The organism is Parabacteroides sp. Y3-G-102, from assembly GCF_023656845.1.
GTDB classification, from domain to species: domain Bacteria; phylum Bacteroidota; class Bacteroidia; order Bacteroidales; family Tannerellaceae; genus Parabacteroides; species Parabacteroides distasonis.
This window is the reverse complement of record NZ_JAMOKU010000074.1, coordinates 1-17295: the sequence shown is the minus strand read 5'-3', so window position 1 is coordinate 17295 and position 17295 is coordinate 1. Positions and strand designations below refer to the sequence as shown.

The 17295-nt window shown below is 47.6% G+C and carries 10 protein-coding genes and 1 pseudogene; 6 read left to right on the top strand and 5 right to left on the bottom strand.

Annotated elements, in window-relative coordinates; genetic code table 11:
- The first annotated feature begins 348 nt into the window (after positions 1-348).
- From rbp to NBH16_RS22445, 3 genes are all read left to right on the top strand, one after another.
- Positions 349-594: an RNA-binding regulator gene (gene rbp / locus NBH16_RS22455; protein ID WP_005862983.1), complete on the top strand. Its 246-nt coding sequence runs from the start codon at positions 349-351 to the stop codon at positions 592-594.
- Positions 595-721: 127 nt separating this feature from the next.
- Entirely contained in the window at positions 722-2899 is a 2178-nt protein-coding gene (locus NBH16_RS22450) for a glycoside hydrolase family 20 protein (RefSeq protein ID WP_250789087.1), read from the top strand.
- 40 nt (positions 2900-2939) lie between these two features.
- A complete protein-coding gene (locus NBH16_RS22445) occupies positions 2940-5183 on the top strand; it encodes a GH92 family glycosyl hydrolase (protein WP_250789086.1) in 2244 nt (747 codons plus the stop codon).
- A 94-nt stretch (positions 5184-5277) separates the two neighbouring features.
- Here the strand turns inward: NBH16_RS22445 and NBH16_RS22440 are convergent, their stop codons facing one another.
- Positions 5278-6204, bottom strand: coding sequence for a magnesium transporter CorA family protein (locus tag NBH16_RS22440; protein WP_005862977.1), 927 nt, complete (start codon positions 6202-6204; stop codon positions 5278-5280).
- A gap of 325 nt (positions 6205-6529) precedes the next feature.
- A complete protein-coding gene (locus NBH16_RS22435) occupies positions 6530-7717 on the bottom strand; it encodes an immunoglobulin-like domain-containing protein (protein WP_250789085.1) in 1188 nt (395 codons plus the stop codon).
- Positions 7718-7807: 90 nt separating this feature from the next.
- Here NBH16_RS22435 and dnaB point away from each other — a divergent pair, with 90 nt between their 5' ends.
- Positions 7808-9325, top strand: a complete 1518-nt coding sequence (gene dnaB, locus NBH16_RS22430) for a replicative DNA helicase (RefSeq protein ID WP_008772408.1) — start codon at positions 7808-7810, stop codon at positions 9323-9325.
- Between the two features lie 129 nt (positions 9326-9454).
- Positions 9455-11452: a type I pullulanase gene (gene pulA, locus NBH16_RS22425; RefSeq protein WP_250789084.1), complete on the top strand. Its 1998-nt coding sequence runs from the start codon at positions 9455-9457 to the stop codon at positions 11450-11452.
- A 91-nt stretch (positions 11453-11543) separates the two neighbouring features.
- On the opposite strand, the gene NBH16_RS22420 is transcribed toward pulA, so the two are convergent.
- Together NBH16_RS22420 and NBH16_RS22415 are read right to left on the bottom strand one after the other, a co-directional pair.
- Positions 11544-12815, bottom strand: coding sequence for a phosphoglycerate kinase (locus NBH16_RS22420; protein ID WP_005862970.1), 1272 nt, complete (start codon positions 12813-12815; stop codon positions 11544-11546).
- A 97-nt stretch (positions 12816-12912) separates the two neighbouring features.
- Positions 12913-13374, bottom strand: a complete 462-nt coding sequence (locus NBH16_RS22415; RefSeq protein ID WP_008772406.1) for an alanyl-tRNA editing protein — start codon at positions 13372-13374, stop codon at positions 12913-12915.
- A 100-nt stretch (positions 13375-13474) separates the two neighbouring features.
- On the opposite strand from NBH16_RS22415, the gene NBH16_RS22410 reads away from it, so the two are divergent.
- Positions 13475-15790: a sensor histidine kinase gene (locus tag NBH16_RS22410; protein WP_048928234.1), complete on the top strand. Its 2316-nt coding sequence runs from the start codon at positions 13475-13477 to the stop codon at positions 15788-15790.
- On the opposite strand, the pseudogene nrfA reads toward NBH16_RS22410, so the two are convergent.
- Positions 15787-17154: pseudogene (nrfA, locus tag NBH16_RS22405) on the bottom strand (ammonia-forming cytochrome c nitrite reductase); the annotation flags it as partial. The gene NBH16_RS22410 and the pseudogene nrfA overlap by 4 nt on opposite strands.
- Positions 17155-17295 lie beyond the last annotated feature (141 nt).

The following is a 17295-nucleotide window of genomic DNA, read 5'->3' as shown; positions in this document are numbered from 1 at the left end:
TCTTTTAATGCTAAAATTAAGGCGTTTAGAGCTGCTTTAAGAGGAGTAACGGATATAAAATTCTTTCTTTTCAGACTTACAAAGCTGTATGCTTAATCCCCCAGGTTTATCGGGTGAGCCCATATAAGTAGTCTTCTGAGGATAAAGTGAATTATTTTGAAAATAAATTAGGTTTTATAGTTGGTAATCCAAAAAGAATGCTTTCCTTTGTGCCAACAAACAAAAGATAGTTTGTCTTGCTCTTTATCTTCGAGTTTCTATTCTCAGTAATGATAATATATTCTTCTAGAAATCGATCTTCACTAACATCACTTGTTTTATTATTAATTTATTTTTAATTTTTTTCGTATGAATATTTACATTGGAAACTTGAGTTATCGAGTAAGAGAGTCTGATTTGCAACAAGTATTAGAAGAGTATGGTGTTGTTGATTCAGTAAAGTTAATTGTTGATCGTGATACTAGACGTTCTAAGGGTTTTGCTTTCGCTGAAATGCCTAACGTAGACGAGGCTCAAAAAGCTATCGAGGAATTAAACCAAGCTGAGTACGAAGGTCGTCAGATGGTTGTAAAAGAAGCAATTCCTAGACGTTAATTTTAGAAGATATACATCTTAAAATAACTCTGAAGCGGGGAGACGATAGTCTTTCCGCTTTTTTGATATTGTCTATTATTGTTGTATATTTACACACCAAGAATAACACAACTAAAAAATAAGTATTATGACGTTGCCAAAACGGTCTTGCATGAAAGTAACCGGACTTGCTCTCGCTTGTTCCTCGCTACTTTTTTCCTGTGCTCCCAAGGAGGTTCCGCAGGTGAATTTAATCCCTAAGCCGGCCCATATCGAGGTGACTGGCGGTTATTTCAAAGTAGATAGTAATCTCGTATTCGGGAATGATCAATCGGGTACGATCCGTTACGTGGTCGATGAGTCTTTCAATGGCGGAAATCCGGAGGGATATGCGTTGAATGTGACCAAGAAGGGGATCGAGTTGAGAGCCGCCTCTAAATCCGGATTGTTTTACGGGGAACAAACGTTGCGCCAGCTGTATACGTCGAAAGGGATTCCTTGCGTATCGATCCAAGATAATCCCCGTTTCCCGTATCGTGGCTTGCATCTGGATGTCTCCCGTCATTTCTTCCCGAAAGAGGAGGTGATGAAGTTATTAAACGTCATGTCTTATTATAAATTGAATACGCTTCATATACATTTAACGGATGCCGGTGGTTGGCGTATCCAGATGGATAAATACCCGAAACTGACTACGGACGTGGCTTTCCGTACGGAATCCGATTGGCAGAAATGGTGGGATGGAAAGGATCGCAAGTATCTGCCGGAAGGAACTCCGGGGGCATATGGCGGTTATTTTACGAAAGAAGATATCCGTGAGATCGTGGATTACGCTACGGCCCGGCATATTAATATAATACCGGAAATCGAATTCCCGGGGCATTCGGACGAGGTGTTCGTGGCGTACCCGGAGTTGAGTTGTGCCGGCAAACCTTATACGACGGGTGATTTCTGCATCGGCAACGAGAAATCGTTTACGTTTATGGAGGATGTATTGTCCGAGGTGATCGAGTTGTTCCCTTCCGAATATATCCATATCGGGGGAGACGAGGCCGGGAAGGGAGCTTGGAAGACCTGCCCGAAATGTCAAGGCTTGATGCGCCGGAATGGGATGAAGGACGTGGATGAGTTGCAGAGCTATATGATTCATCGTGCCGAGAAATTCCTGATTTCCAAAGGCCGCAAATTGATCGGTTGGGATGAGATTCTGGAAGGGGGCTTGGCTCCGGAGGCTACCGTCATGTCTTGGCGGGGCGAGGAAGGGGGAATCAAGTCCGCCCGCATGGGACACGACGTGGTCATGACACCGGGTGGTTATATGTATTTCGATTTCTATCAAGCCGATCCGAAGACACAGCCGTATGCCATCGGCGGTTATACGCCGATCAAGCGGGCGTACAGTTATAATCCAGTGCCTGTGGATTCGTTGACTGCCGAGGAAAGTAAGCATATCCTAGGGGTACAGGCGAATACATGGACGGAGTATATCAAGGATGAGAAGCATCTGGAGTATATGATGTTCCCTCGTGCCTTAGCGGTCGCCGAGATCGGATGGACTCCGCAAGAGGATCGTAGTTGGGAGGATTTTAAGCCTCGTATGAACGCGAATATCCCGGTTCTGCAACGGATGGGTATCCATACGTTTACGCTCTCGGACGAGATCGAGACCACGATGGAGGTAGATACCTTGCGGCGAGAGATCAAGGTCATGTTGGATGCGGAGAAATATCCGGCGGAGATACGTTACACGACAGACGGCTCTATTCCCGCCGCCTCTTCCCGGGTCTATAACGGCCCGATCGTGGTGAAAGACTCCGCTGATATCAAGGCCGCTATCTTCCGTGACGGGCAGCTTCAAGGAACGCCTACCGAGAAGAAGGTGGATTATCACCGGGGTATCAATAAGCCTATACATTATAATAGTAAGCTGTATAGCGGTTATATGGCGGGTGGCATGAACGCCTTGCTGGACGGCTACAGGGGAGGCTTGACTTATCTGGACGGTCGTTGGCAGGGTTATTTGAATGACTTGGATTGCGTGGTGGACATGGGCGAGGTGACGGATATCCATAAGGTATCGTCCCGCTTTATGCAATTGATCGGCCCGGGCGTGTACCAACCGGGAGAGGTGGAGTTGCTGACATCGGAAGACGGGGAGAGCTATATCTCGCAGGGAGTTATCCCTACTACGATATCCAATACGGATAAAGACCTGTCTTTTCAGGAATATACGTTTAACGGCGATTGGAAAGCCCGTTATATCCGTATCAAGGCAAAAGAGGCAAATAAGGGTTTCATCTTCACGGATGAGATCGTGATCTGGTAAGTATGAATCAATTAATTATCAACTAAAATACATTTATCAAATGAAGAAACAGTTAATGACCTTCCTGTTGTGTGGCAGTCTGTTCGCTACGGCTCAGCAACCGGTAGATTATGTGAACCCCTTCATCGGTACGAGCAATTACGGTACGACGAATCCCGGTGCGGTTTGTCCGCAGGGTATGATGAGCGTGGTTCCTTTCAACGTCATGGGGTCGGAGAAGAACCGTTTTGACAAGGATAGTCAATGGTGGTCTACTCCTTACTCGGCAGACAATAAATTCTTTACGGGATTCGCTCACGGCAGCTTGAGCGGCGTGGGATGCCCGGAGCTGGGAGGTTTGCTATTGATGCCGACGACGGGCGAGTTGAACGTGGACTATAAGGCTTACGGCAGTGAGTACAAGGACGAGGTGGCTCACCCCGGTTATTATAGCAATACCTTGACCAAGTATAATATCAAGGCGGAGGCTACTGCCAGCATGCGTACGGGCTTGAGCTGTTTTACCTTCCCGAAAGGGGAGAGCCATATCCTCTTGAACCTAGGCGAGGGCTTGACGAACGAGACCGGCGCCACGGTACGTATCGTGAATGATACGGAGATCGAGGGGAGTAAGCTTTTAGGTACGTTCTGCTATAATCCACAGGCCGTATTCCCGGTTTACTTCGTGATGAAGGTAAACAAGGCCCCGAAGAAGATGGGTTATTGGAAGAAACAACGTGAGATGAAGGGGGTAGAGGCCGAATGGGATATCTACTCCGGCAAGTATAAGTTATATACCAGTTATACCCGTGAGATGAGCGGAGACGATGTCGGCGTATGGTTCGATTACGATACGGACGAGGGCGAGGCTATCGAGGTGAAGATGGGTATCTCGTACGTGAGCATCGAGAACGCCCGCCTGAACATGAATACGGAGCAGCCCGGCTTCGATTTCGACAAGGTCCGTACGGCGGCTAGTACGATGTGGAACAAGGATCTTTCCAAGGTACAAGTGGAAGGGGGTACGAAAGACGAGAAAACGATATTCTATACCGGTATGTATCATTTGCTGATCCATCCGAATATCCTGCAAGACGTGAACGGCGAGTACCCGATGATGGAGAGCCTGAAAGTAGGCCATACCACCGGAAACCGTTATACGGTCTTCTCCTTGTGGGATACGTACCGCAACGTAAGTACCTTGATGACCTTGCTCTATCCGGAGCGTCAATTGGATATTATCCGTACGATGCTGGATATGTATCGGGAAAACGGTTGGTTACCGAAATGGGAGCTTTACGGACGTGAGACCTTTACGATGGAGGGCGATCCCTCGATCCCGTATATCGTAGACGCATGGATGCGCGGCTTGCGTGACTTTGATGAGCAAACCGCTTATGAGGCGATGCGTAAAGGCGCTACTACCTCGGGAGAGTTCAACCTGCTTCGTCCGGACGCGAACGATTATTTCAGCAAGGGCTATGTTCCTTTGCGTGAGCAATACGATAACTCCGTATCTCATGCGCTGGAATATTATATCGCCGACTGGAACTTGGCTAATTTCGCTCAAGCCTTGGGTAAGAAAGAGGATGCCAAGTTATTCCGTGACCGTTCTTTAGGTTACAAACATTATTATAGCAAGGAGTTCGGAACGCTGCGTCCTATCTTGCCGGATGGCACTTTCTACTCTCCGTTCGATCCGAAACAAGGCGAGAACTTCGAGCCTAGTCCCGGTTTCCATGAAGGCAACGCATGGAATTATACGTTTTATGTTCCTCACGATATCAAGGGACTGGCCAAATTGATGGGAGGCGATAAGAAATTTGTCGATCATTTGCAGAAGGTATTCGATGACGGCAATTATGATCCCGCCAACGAGCCGGATATTGCTTATCCTTATTTGTTTAGCTATTTCAAGGGAGAGGCTTGGCGTACTCAGAAGTTGGTCCGTCAGTTGTTGAAGGATTGCTATCATAACGCCCCGAACGGTGTCCCGGGTAACGAGGATACAGGTACGATGTCCGCTTGGGCTATTTTCTCCATGATGGGCTTCTACCCAGCTTGTCCGGGCGACGTGAACTATGTATTGACTTCCCCGACTTTCGATAAGGTTACGATCCAGCTCGACAAGAAATTCTATCCTAAAGGCGAATTGGTAATCGAGTCTAAGCATAGTAATCCGGAAGCGATCTACATCAAGGACGTTTTCGCCGGCGATAAAAAGCTAAAGGGCTACACCATCTCGCAAGAGGACTTGGTAAATGCCGGAACCTTGCGTTATATCCTCGAGGATACGCATAAGTAAGCCAAGATAAAGATATACCGAATTTGATATTTACCGGACGCAGATGACACCGACAAGCACGGGTGATCTGCGTCCGGTTTATTTATTTGATATCCTAGAACCATTTGATCTTCCTGAATATAAAAAAGGCCGTAGCGGATAGCAAGATCGAGAGCAAGATGATAACCACGAAACCATGCGGCATATCCTCCATGTAGATCGGGACGTTCATCCCGTAGAAGCTAGCGATTAATGTCGGAACCATTAAGATAATGGAAAGTGATGTCATACGTTTCATGATCGTGTTTACGTTGTTGGAGATGATAGAGGCGAAAGCGTCCATCGTACCCGTAAGAATATCGCTATAGATATTTACCGTGTTATGGGCCTGTTTCAACTCGATCTCCACGTCCTCCACCAAATCCTTGTCGATATATTCCGGCTCTTGGAAAATATTCTGGAGCTTGGCCAGCATCACCTCATTCCCGCGGATGGAGGTGTTGAAGAATACCATGCTCTTCTCCAGCTTCATCAACGCTAGCAGATCCTCGTTGCGGATGCTTTTCTCCAACGCCTTTTCCGCCTCGGTGACGGCGTAATTGATTTGTTTCAGGTATTTAAGGAACCATACGGCCGATGAGTGGATCAGCCGGAGGATCAACTCATACTTGTTTTTAATCTGGAGTTCCTTCCGTTGGGTATAGCGGATGAAATCGGGGATCAAGTCCGTCTTATGGTAACATACGCTTACGATGATCTCATTGTTCGTGATGATACCGATCGGCACCGTATTGAACGGGATGTCATGATCTTGGTTCTGCAACGGGATACGTAAGATGGTAAGCAACCAATTCCCCTCGTACTCGATACGGGGACGCTCGTCCGTATCGGCTATATCGCTCAAGAATGATTCGGGTACGTTAAATCGATCCATCAAGAATTGAAGATCTTCGGGAGTCGGGCACTCTACGTTTACCCAACTGTTAGGAAGCCATTGGTTCTTCTCCACATAACCGGCCTCACAATAAAGAAATTGTCTCATTATTGCCTCCTTTCGTGTTTAATCCGAGCAGAGGATCAATGAAACCCTCCGCCTCGTTAGTTCATACTCTGTTTTGTTTCTAGCGGGATACTGTCGTCCATAATTTGAAAATTACTTTTTACGGGTGCAAAGATAATACTTTTTTACGTAAGTAAAGTTATGTCGCTGTATGCTGACAGCAATATTGTTGCCAGTTTACGTTAGCATAGGCTTACTTCTCTGAGAGTATTGCGATACTTCTGGTAATAGTACTGGAGTACTTTCATGGAAGTACCCGAGTACTGTCTAAGAAGTACTCCAATACTTCTTAGGCAGTACTGGCCGTCTATTCAATCCCGCATTTCCCCTCTTCGTTGAAGTAGAAGAAGAGCCCGGTATCTATGCTGGCCGGACCATGGATACGGCTTACGGCGGGTTCCCATGCGGGCATCAACCGGAGTACCCGTAAGGCTTCATCGCGGAACTCACCGTAGGTTTTCCCCGTATCGCGAGGATACAGTATATTCTCGGGTAGGCTTACGGGATTCTGTAACATTCCTAAGGAATCGATCGTGAAGGAGTAGAAGAGTCGTACCTTCGTGCCCGTACCTTTATAAGATTCGGGATAACGCAGGTTCTGTTCGAAGAAACGGATCATGGCTTCTCTCCCTCCCTTGAACTCGGCCATGGGGCGAGGCTCGTGGAGCCGGCTGGCGAAGCGTGTGTATTCCTCATAATCTTCCGGGTTATCGGATAGGTAGAACGTGGCGGCCAAAGGATAATGGACGATGCCGGCGCCCTGTCCGGTGATGACGGTCTTGCGCACCCGGTACAATCCCGGAGGGTTTTCCTTGAGCTCTGGCAGTAAGGTGGCCGAGAAATCGTCTCTTGTCTCGTTTGGAAAGATCGGATAGCCGATATCAACAAAAAAGTTGGGTTGCGGGACCCCTTTCCATGCCTTCCCGTCGAAATGCTCGATGAAATAACTTTCGCCTCCCATCCCTTCTAGGCCGGTATGGTTGGTGATGGCGATCTCGATCCGTTCGATGTTGGTTGGGTAGACATTCGGGCTTACTCGCATGGAGAAGTGGGTGGTGTCCTCGCAAAGAGATTCCTCGGGCGACCGGTCGTAAGGGCCTCCGCTGATCCGGATGAGGGGCGAGTCGAATACATACGTCTTAAATGCTTTTACATACGGAGCTTCCACTATGATAAGCTGTAGGAAGACGGAGTCGTCCGTGTTCCAGAGGGAGGCCATGTTTCTGCGGATCTTCCGTAGATGCGGGGGAAGGGTATCGTATTCCTTGCCGAAGAACAATTCTATGCTGTCCCGTATCTGCTTGGCGGTCCATCCTTCCGTGGAAACTGAAGATGCGGCATGGGTATCAGTCGGTAACGGTAGGGTATCTTGCCGTGCTATGGATTGGGAGTCGGCTGAGTAGTCGCTACTGTTTTCCCCTTTCTTTTGTTTGGTATGGCAGCCGTATAATAGGCAGCCGCCCATGATAACTAATCCGATAAAATACGCTTTCATGATTCGACAGGTTTTAATTCCTAAATATAAAGAATCTTTTTCAGAAATGGGTAAAAGATATTACCTTTGACTCCCCAAATAGAAAGAATGATGGCAGAAGGAACAAGAAATACAGGAAGAGGAAGGAAAAAGCCTGTGGAGATGCTCCCCGATATGGGGCGTCTTCAGCCACAGGCCCGTGAGTTGGAGGAGGCTGTGTTGGGTGCGTTGATGCTGGAGAAAGACGCGTACTCGATCGTCAGCGAGATCTTGAAGCCGGAGTGTTTCTATGAGAAAGCGCATGAGAAGATTTATGCCGCTATCGTAGACTTGGCGTTGAGCCAGCGTCCCGTGGATATGCTTACCGTAACGGAGCAATTGAAGAAACGGGGAGAATTGGAGGATGTAGGCGGACCGTTCTATATCTCTCAACTTACCAGCAAGGTGGCCAGTAGCGCCCATATCGAGTATCACGCCCGGATCATTGCCCAGAAATATCTGGCGAGGGAGTTGATCTCTTTCACGGCGATGATCCAAGGAAAGGCATTTGATGAGACGCTCGATGTAGAGGACTTGATGCAAGAGGCGGAGGGTAAGTTGTTCGAGATCTCTCAACGTAACGTAAAGAAGGATGTCACCCAGATCAACCCCGTCATCAAGGACGCTATGGAGATGTTGCAAAAGGCGGCCCTCCAGAAGGAAGGTCTGAGCGGATTGCGCACGGGCTTCGAGGGCTTGGATAAGATGACTTCCGGTTGGCAGAATTCCGACCTTATCATTATCGCCGCCCGTCCGGCCATGGGTAAGACGGCTTTCGTCCTTTCCATGGCGAAGAATATGGCGGTGAATTTCAATACGCCTGTCGCCCTGTTCTCGCTCGAGATGAGTAACGTGCAGTTGGTAAACCGTCTGATCGTGAATGTCTGCGAGATACCGGGCGAGAAGATCAAGAGCGGACGCTTGGAGAGCTACGAGTGGGAACAGCTGGACTTTAAGATCAAGGAGCTTTACGACGCCCCGATCTTCGTGGACGATACCCCGAGCTTGTCCGTCTTCGAGCTGCGAACGAAAGCCCGTCGCTTGGTGCGCGAGCATGGCATTAAATGTATCATTATCGACTACCTTCAGTTGATGAACGCTAGCGGTATGAACTTCGGTAGCCGTGAGCAGGAGGTGAGTACGATCTCCCGCTCGTTGAAGGGATTGGCTAAGGAATTGAATATCCCGATCATCGCCTTGTCGCAGTTGAACCGTGGTGTGGAAGCCCGTCAAGGCGTGGAAGGTAAGCGTCCGCAGCTAGCCGACTTGCGTGAGTCCGGAGCTATCGAGCAGGATGCCGATATGGTATGTTTCATCCACCGTCCCGAATATTATAAGATTACGGAAGATGAGCGGGGAAATTCTCTGATCGGTCTTGCCGAGATCATTATCGCCAAGCATCGTAACGGTGCCGTGGGGGATGTCCGGCTGCGCTTTAAGAGCGAGTTCGCCAAGTTTATGAACGTAGAGGAAGATATAGCGGTAAGGGAATTCTCCTCGACCATGAACGGTGGAGACCCGATGCCCCCGATCCCATCGGCGGGAGCTGACTTCTTGAGTCAAGGTAGCAGTAACGAGGTTCCGTTCTAATATAGCATGAATGAGCGAAAGAGGCGAAAACGTTTGCGGTAGATTTTTCGCCTCTTCTTTTCTGTTTCGTTGGCGAATCCGATTCGAATCTTCTATCTTTGTGATTGAAAACAAATTACTGAATCAGCCATGACGAGACACTTAGTTCCGGTATCTATATACCTGTCGCTGTTGCTTAGCTGCAACTCACCGAAAGAATACAAATCCTTTGATGAATACCCTTCCTATGAGGGAGACGATCTGGAGTTGTTCTATTCCCCCACGAGATCCGTGTTCACCCTTTGGGCCCCGACGGCGGAAGAAGTCCGCTTGAATCTTTACGCCTCCGGTGAGGGAGGGGAGCCTATCCGCCAGTTGCCGATGAAATCCTCGGACAAGGGTACGTGGCGTATCTCCGTGAGCGAGGATCTGAAAGGTTCCTTCTATACCTTCCAGATCCGTATCGGCGATAAATGGCTGGATGAGACTCCCGGTATCTGGGCGAAAGCCGTCGGGGTGAATGGAAACCGTGCGGCCGTGATCGATTGGGCGGCTACCGATCCGGAGGGCTGGGAGGCGGATAAATCTCCCGAGTTGAAAAGCTTCTCCGATATTATCATCTACGAGATGCATCATCGGGATTTCTCGATCGCCGCGAACTCCGGCGTGACGCATAAAGGTAAGTTTCTCGCCTTGGCGGAGAACGGCACGAAAGGTCCGGGCGGCGTGGCTACCGGCGTGGATCATCTGAAGGAGTTGGGCGTTACCCATGTCCATATCCTTCCTTCCTATGATTATGGCTCGGTGGACGAGACTCGCTTGCAAGATAATGTGTACAATTGGGGGTATGATCCCAAGAACTATAACGCCCCCGAGGGGAGCTATTCCACCGATCCTTACAATCCCGAGGCTCGTATTCGTGAGTTCAAGGAGATGGTGCGGGGGTTGCACCGGAATGGTATCCGTGTGATCATGGACGTGGTTTACAATCATACCTTCGTGGGGGATGGGTCGAATTTCAGTTTGACCGTTCCCGGTTACTTCTACCGTCATAAACCGGACGGAAGCTATTCGGATGCCTCCGGCTGTGGTAATGAGACCGCTTCGGAGCGGGCGATGGTACGCCGCTATATCGTGGAGTCCGTGAAATATTGGGCCGAGGAATACCATGTGGATGGTTTCCGTTTCGACTTGATGGGCATCCATGACGTAGAGACCATGAACGAGGTAAAAGCCGAGTTAGCTAAACTAGATCCTTCCATCTTCGTATACGGCGAGGGCTGGACCGCCAGCGATTCCCCGCTACCGGAGGATCAGAGGGCGATCAAGGTAAACGCCCCGAAACTGAATGATGTGGCCGTATTTAGCGATGACCTGCGGGATGCTTTAAAAGGAAGCGTATTCGAGACTACACAGGCCGGTTTCGCCTCCGGAAAGCCGGAAGGTAACGAGGAGTCTATTAAGTTCGGTATTGTAGGCGCTATCCGCCATCCGCAAATCGACTATAACCAAATATTATATTGCAAAGCGCCTTATGCGAACAAGCCTACGCAAGTGATCAACTATGTCTCTTGCCACGATGATCTTTGTTTGATGGATAAGTTGAAGCTCTCGGCCCCGAAAGACGCTACCCCGGATGAGTTGATACGATTCGGCAAGTTGGCCCAGACCATCATCTTCACCTCGCAAGGAGTACCCTTCATGCGGGCAGGAGAGGAGTTGCTGCACGATAAGAAAGGCGTACATAACAGCTATCAATCGCCCGATTCAATCAATGAGATCGATTGGTCTTTGAAGGCAAAAAACAAGGATGTTTTCAACTATTACAAGGATTTGATCGCCCTTCGTAAGTCGCACCCGGCTTTCCGTATCGCCACGGCCGAGGGAGTGAGGGAGGCCCTTCAATTCCAAGAAGTGAACCAGCCCGGTGTCGTAGCGTATACCTTAGGGGAGCATGCGAACGGGGATAGTTGGAAGAAGATTATGGTTATCTTTAACGGGAACCGGAAGGCGGTAACGGTTTCTCTGCCGGAAGGAACATGGATTCCGGTTTGTAAAGACGGTCGGATTTATCTGGACGGTAAAGGTTCCGTACAGGGTAAAACTACCGTAAGCGCCTCTTCCGCCTTGATCTTGAAACAAGATTAATACGGAACTAAATCAAAGAAAATCCCCCGGGACATCTCGATGAATACCGAGCGTCCCGGGGGATTTCTTATTAAATCACTTACTTATCTGATTATTTGTAAGCCTCGCCTTTTACAGCTGCGATACCCGGAAGAACCTTACCTTCTATAGCCTCAAGAAGAGCGCCACCACCTGTAGAAACGTAAGATACGCCGTTAGCCAAACCGAATTTGTTAACGCAAGCAACAGAGTCGCCACCACCTACTAAAGAGAAAGCGCCGTTCTTCGTAGCCTCAACGATAGCCTCGCCAACCGTACGAGATCCGTGCGTAAAGTTCTCGAACTCGAATACACCCGTAGGACCGTTCCAAAGGATCGTCTTAGAGTTCTTGATAACGTCAGCGTAGATAGCCTCGGTCTTCGGACCTATGTCAAGACCTTCCCAACCATCAGGAATCTGATCTACCGGAGCGAAATCAGTCTTAGCGTCGTTGCTGAAATCGTCAGCGATCTTAGCGTCAACAGCCAATACCAAGTTTACGCCTTTTTCTTTCGCTTTCTTGATCAAATCAAGAGCAAGATCCAGCTTATCGTCCTCGCAGATAGACTTACCGATCTTACCGCCTTGCGCTTTCGTGAAAGTATAAGTCATACCACCCGTGATGATCAAGTTGTCTACCTTGTTCAACAAGTTCTCGATGATCTCGATCTTGGAGGAAACCTTAGAACCACCCATGATAGCCGTGAACGGACGTTGGATGTCGTTCATAACCTTATCGACAGCCTTCACTTCTTTCTCCATCAAATAACCGAACATCTTGTTGTCCGTATCGAAGTAGTCAGCGATCAAAGCCGTAGAAGCGTGAGCACGGTGAGCGGTACCGAACGCGTCGTTTACATAGCAGTCAGCGTAAGAGGCCAATCTCTTCGTGAACTCTTTCTGGCTTTCTTTAACGGCTTTCTTGGCAGCCTTCTTCTCCTCGTCGGAAGCGTCTTCAGCCAAACCTCTTGGTTTGCCTTCTTCCTCAGCGTAGAAACGAAGGTTCTCAAGCAACAAAGCTTCGCCCGGTTGCAAAGCGGCAGCCTTAGCGCCGGCTTCTTCGCCAATACAGTCGTTTGCAAACTGAACATCTACGCCTAACAACTCAGAAAGGTGCTTCAATATGTGCTTTAAGGAGAACTTATCAGTAGCGCCTTTCGGACGACCTAGGTGAGAACCGATAATTACGCTACCACCATCCGCTAAGATCTTCTTTAATGTAGGAAGAGCGGCACGCATACGAGTGTCGTCGGTGATGTTGAAGTTTTCGTCCAATGGAACGTTAAAGTCAACTCTTACAAATGCCTTTTTGCCGGCAAAATTGAAATTGTCAATTGTTTGCATAACTATTGTATTTAATGTCTGTATTAAAATGTTCCTTTAATCGCTTGCAAACTTACATAAAATATTTTTATTTGACCGTTTGCGCTTGCTTTAAATTTTATACCAATTTGAAACGTAGCCGTAATCTCCCGTCGGCATAGTCGTAATTCAACAGCTTGAAATGTCCGATCTCGGATGTATTCGCCACGTGCGATCCGATACATGCGCAGGCATCGTAATCGCCTATGCGTACGATACGTAATGTATCGCTGGCATCGTCGGGCAATTTACTTAAATCCACGATATCTCCGGCCTCTTCTTTCGGCATGAACTCGATGGTTACGGGCAGGTGCCGGTCGATCACCTCGTTTATCTTCTTCTCAACCTCGGCCATGACCTCCGCACTGGGCTCTTCCGCCAATAGATAATCGCATTTAGACTTCTTCCTCTCTATGTGTGCGTTCTTGGATCTGGGACATCCGAACATCCGTACCATTGTCTGGTTTAAGATATGTTCCGCCGTGTGCATAGGAGGATACTCTTGCTTGTTGTGTTCGTTCAGTTGGATTTCTTGTTTCATATATTTGATGTTTTGATTGTATTTCGTGAAAAATATGCTCAAATGTACGAAATAAATCTTTAGTTTTGTAAAGTCATAGAAAACACCTTAAAGGAACGATATGCCAGCTAAGCGCTTATTTGGAATAATATCCATCATATTTCTCTTTGTTACCTGTATATCATGTAAATCCTCTACAGACTTATCGGAGGAGAAGCGTATACTCGTGATTCAATCTTACGAAAAACATTTTCCCGCCTATGAGAAGATGAAGGAAATCATGTCGAGTGATTTGCGGAAGAAGGGGATACATGCGAGTGTCTATTCTTTTTATTTGGATTGTGAGCAATATTCGGAGAAGCAACAGCGACAGAAATTATTCAAGAAACTGAATGAGTTATCGACATGGAACCCAGATATTATTCTGGTCAATGACGATCAAGCCTTGAACGCTTTGATAAGTAGCAGGCATCCCCTCGCTAAATCGATCCCGGTCGTGTTTATGGGGGTTAGTTATCCCAATATCCCGATCATCCGGAAATATCCGAATATGATGGGCTTTTATGATAAACCGGATTATAAGAGGAATATAGAATTGATACGGCGGCTTGTTGGTAATTGCATCGTCATAAGAGTCTCGGACGATACCTTTCAGGATAATATGATGCTGGCGGACATGAATGCGCAGATTCAGGATATTTGTGCCGTGAACAATATATATTCCTTGGATCGGGTACGTTTATCCGGAAAGAACGGGATTTCGATATCGGATATACCTAAGATAAAGCCGGATACGATGTATATAAGCACACTCAGTACGAAATCGGCGAATGCCCTGATTAAGGGATTCGGCGAGAATTATTATAATAAAGCGTATCTGGCAACCAAGAGGGATTATATGACAATCTCGTTGGGGCGGCTCAGCGCCTTTCCATGTTTCTCCGTGATCAATGAGTTGATCGGAAATCAGAATGGCGTAGTTGGCGGGTATGTAACTGTCTTTAAGGATGAGGTAGAGGCAGCTGTAAACCGGGTCGTCTCTATCTTGAAAGGAACGCCCCCGTCCGATTTTCCGCAAATCGAAGAGAGTAACAAGGCTTATGTTTTTGATTACGGTGTGTTAGAACGATGGAGCATTGATAGTAGTAAATTGCCGGAAGGAGCTATTATCGCGAATATGCCGTTTGTCGTTCAATATAAATATTATATATGGGCTGCCGGCTTTATTCTGGTGGTGATGTTGCTTCTGCTTTTTAGTTACCAAAGAAAGCGATATATACAGGAGGCTTTACATAAGAAGGATGCGCAGGAGAAGTTAAAAAGGGAGAAGACTTTTCTTTCTTTTGCGTTGGATAGCGGCAACATTTTCGCTTTTCGGTATAGCAAAGGGGTATTCGAGTTTGATAATAGATTCTACCATTACTTAGGTATGCCCTGTGTGCCGATGAAAATCGAGGAGTTTCAGGATGCTATACATCCTGAAGAACTGGATAATTTCCTTCGAGACCGGAATCTGCTGGATAGTGGCTTTCTTTCCCGGAAAGTGACGCAACGTCGTTGTAACTTTAATAAGAAGGGGTATGAGTGGTGGGAATTTCGCTATGCCCAAAATAAGAATGAGAAAGATTCGGTTTCCGATGACGAAGCTGTTGAGGTAAGTGGCTTATGCTTGAATATCCAGCGGATAAAAGACACGGAGAATAGCCTTATAGCCGCCCGCCGGAAAGCGGAGGAATCCGATCGGATGAAATTAGTCTTTCTGGCGAATATGAGCCATGAGATACGTACGCCTCTGAATGCGATCGTAGGCTTCTCCCAATTGCTCAATTCGGATATGCCTTTGGAACCGGAGGAAAAGGCGGAGTTTATAGATCTGATTACCAAAAACAGTGACCTGTTGCTTAAGCTGATCAACGATATCTTGGATCTATCACGCATAGAATCCGGTAGCATGTCTTTCTCTTATGAGAACCTCGATCTGAGTAAACTGATGGGAGATATCTTCCATACGCATCAATTGATGATGCCGGAGGGAGTGGAGTTAAAGATAAGGGTTCCCCATGAACCTCTTATCATCCGTTCGGATCATTTCCGGTTGACGCAGGTTTGTACCAATTTCATTAATAATGCGGTGAAGTTTACCGCTAAGGGATATATCGAGATCGGATACGAACTTAGCGCAGATGGAAAATCGATCCTTATTTCCGTGAAAGATACGGGTAAGGGCATTCCTGATGATAAAAAGGAAAAGGTATTCGAGCGTTTCCAGAAACTGGATGAGTTTGCTCAAGGTACAGGCTTGGGGTTAGCGATCTGCCAGAGTATCGTTCATACGTTTCATGGAAGCATATCGTTGGAATCCGAGGTTGGCGTAGGTAGTAAGTTTACGATCTCGCTACCTTATACCCCGGGATTGGAGCTGGAGGAAAGAACTTAATTACCTTCGATGAATCGTTTATTGGCTCTCGCTTCTTCCTGCCATTGGGGGATGACGGTTTCTAAAAACTTTTGTTTGGCCTGTTGCTCGGCTTCCATATCGAGGCCGATATATTGCTGGGCTTTCGCTTTTGTGGAGATATCCGGCATCGGAACATCTTGGGTATAGCCTAGCTGCGCTAAGACCTTCATGATCTGGATGCGGGCTTGGGTAGCCTTATCGAGTCCGCTGCCCAAGATACGTGTGACTTCTTGGGGCGCGTGGAAAGCCGCCCCGTGTGAGGCCACGGCGAAGTCCCAACGCCATTGTGCCTGCCGGAGCAGTTTTAATACGTTTTTCATTTGAGATTCCGTAGCGCCTTTGTCCCAAGCGAATTTCGCTTCTATATGGGCTTTTGTCAATTCTTCCTCTACACGCATGCGTATGGCGTAGACTTTGTTTTGCCGTTCATAAACATCCTTGCGTAAGGTCTCCTCACTTTCCCGGTGGCAGGCTTGGCAAGTACGGTCTATCATCGCCAACGGGCTTTTGATATGATGGTTGTTGTACCGGTTCTCATCTTCCCCGACAGCAGGCATATGGCATTCTCCGCAGGAAACGCCTCTTTGCCCGTGAATGCCCATCTGGAATAACTCGAAATCCGGATGTTGCGCCTTTATCAAATGTGCCCGGCTTAATTTATGGGTGAAATCGGTGAAGTTTATGCTGTCGTAATAGGCTTCTATATTTTCTACCGTATAACCTTGATCCCAAGGTAAGGTTAGTATACGATCTTCTCCTTGGAAATAATATTCGGCGTGGCATTGGGCGCATACTAGAGATCGCATCTCTTGCTCGGTTGCGTCCTCTATACGTAATCCGTTGCGCTTATAGGCACTTTTCAAGAATGAGCGGGTCACGCGCAATCCCATGCTTTGCGGTTCATGGCAGTCTGCGCATCCGATTGGATTTACGATCTCGTTGCCTAGCTCCGCCCATTTCTTCTTATATAAGGTCTTGGCATCGGTGGTCGTTAATAAGCGGGGTATGTCCGGACTTTTACATGCCCAGCATGCGGCAGGCTGGGGGCCACTCGTCGGGGTCATGGGAGAGCCGGTCCGCAGGCTTTTGTATAGATCTTCTATGGAATACATATGCCCTCTGGGACTTAGATAATCTTTAGAGAAAGCGTATCCTGCCCATAATACCACCATTACGGGATGTTCGGCCAAGATATCAGCTTGTTGGTTCCCATTAAACAAACTGCGGAAAGTCGTGTCCGAGGTTTGTTTCCAACTTTGGTACTCATTGGAATAACGAAGGTCTATAGAGTCGCTGTTTTGTTGATCTATTGGCTGATCATCGGTATCGTCGATGAATTTGATGCTATCTTGTCCGGTAACAGGGCTCACCCGATAAATCAGGGGGAAAATTCTTTAATTCTATAGAAAATTTGCACCTTTGTACCATGAACAATCAAGGACTATTAGCATTGGCACAGTTGATTCTGCCATCAGAGATACTTT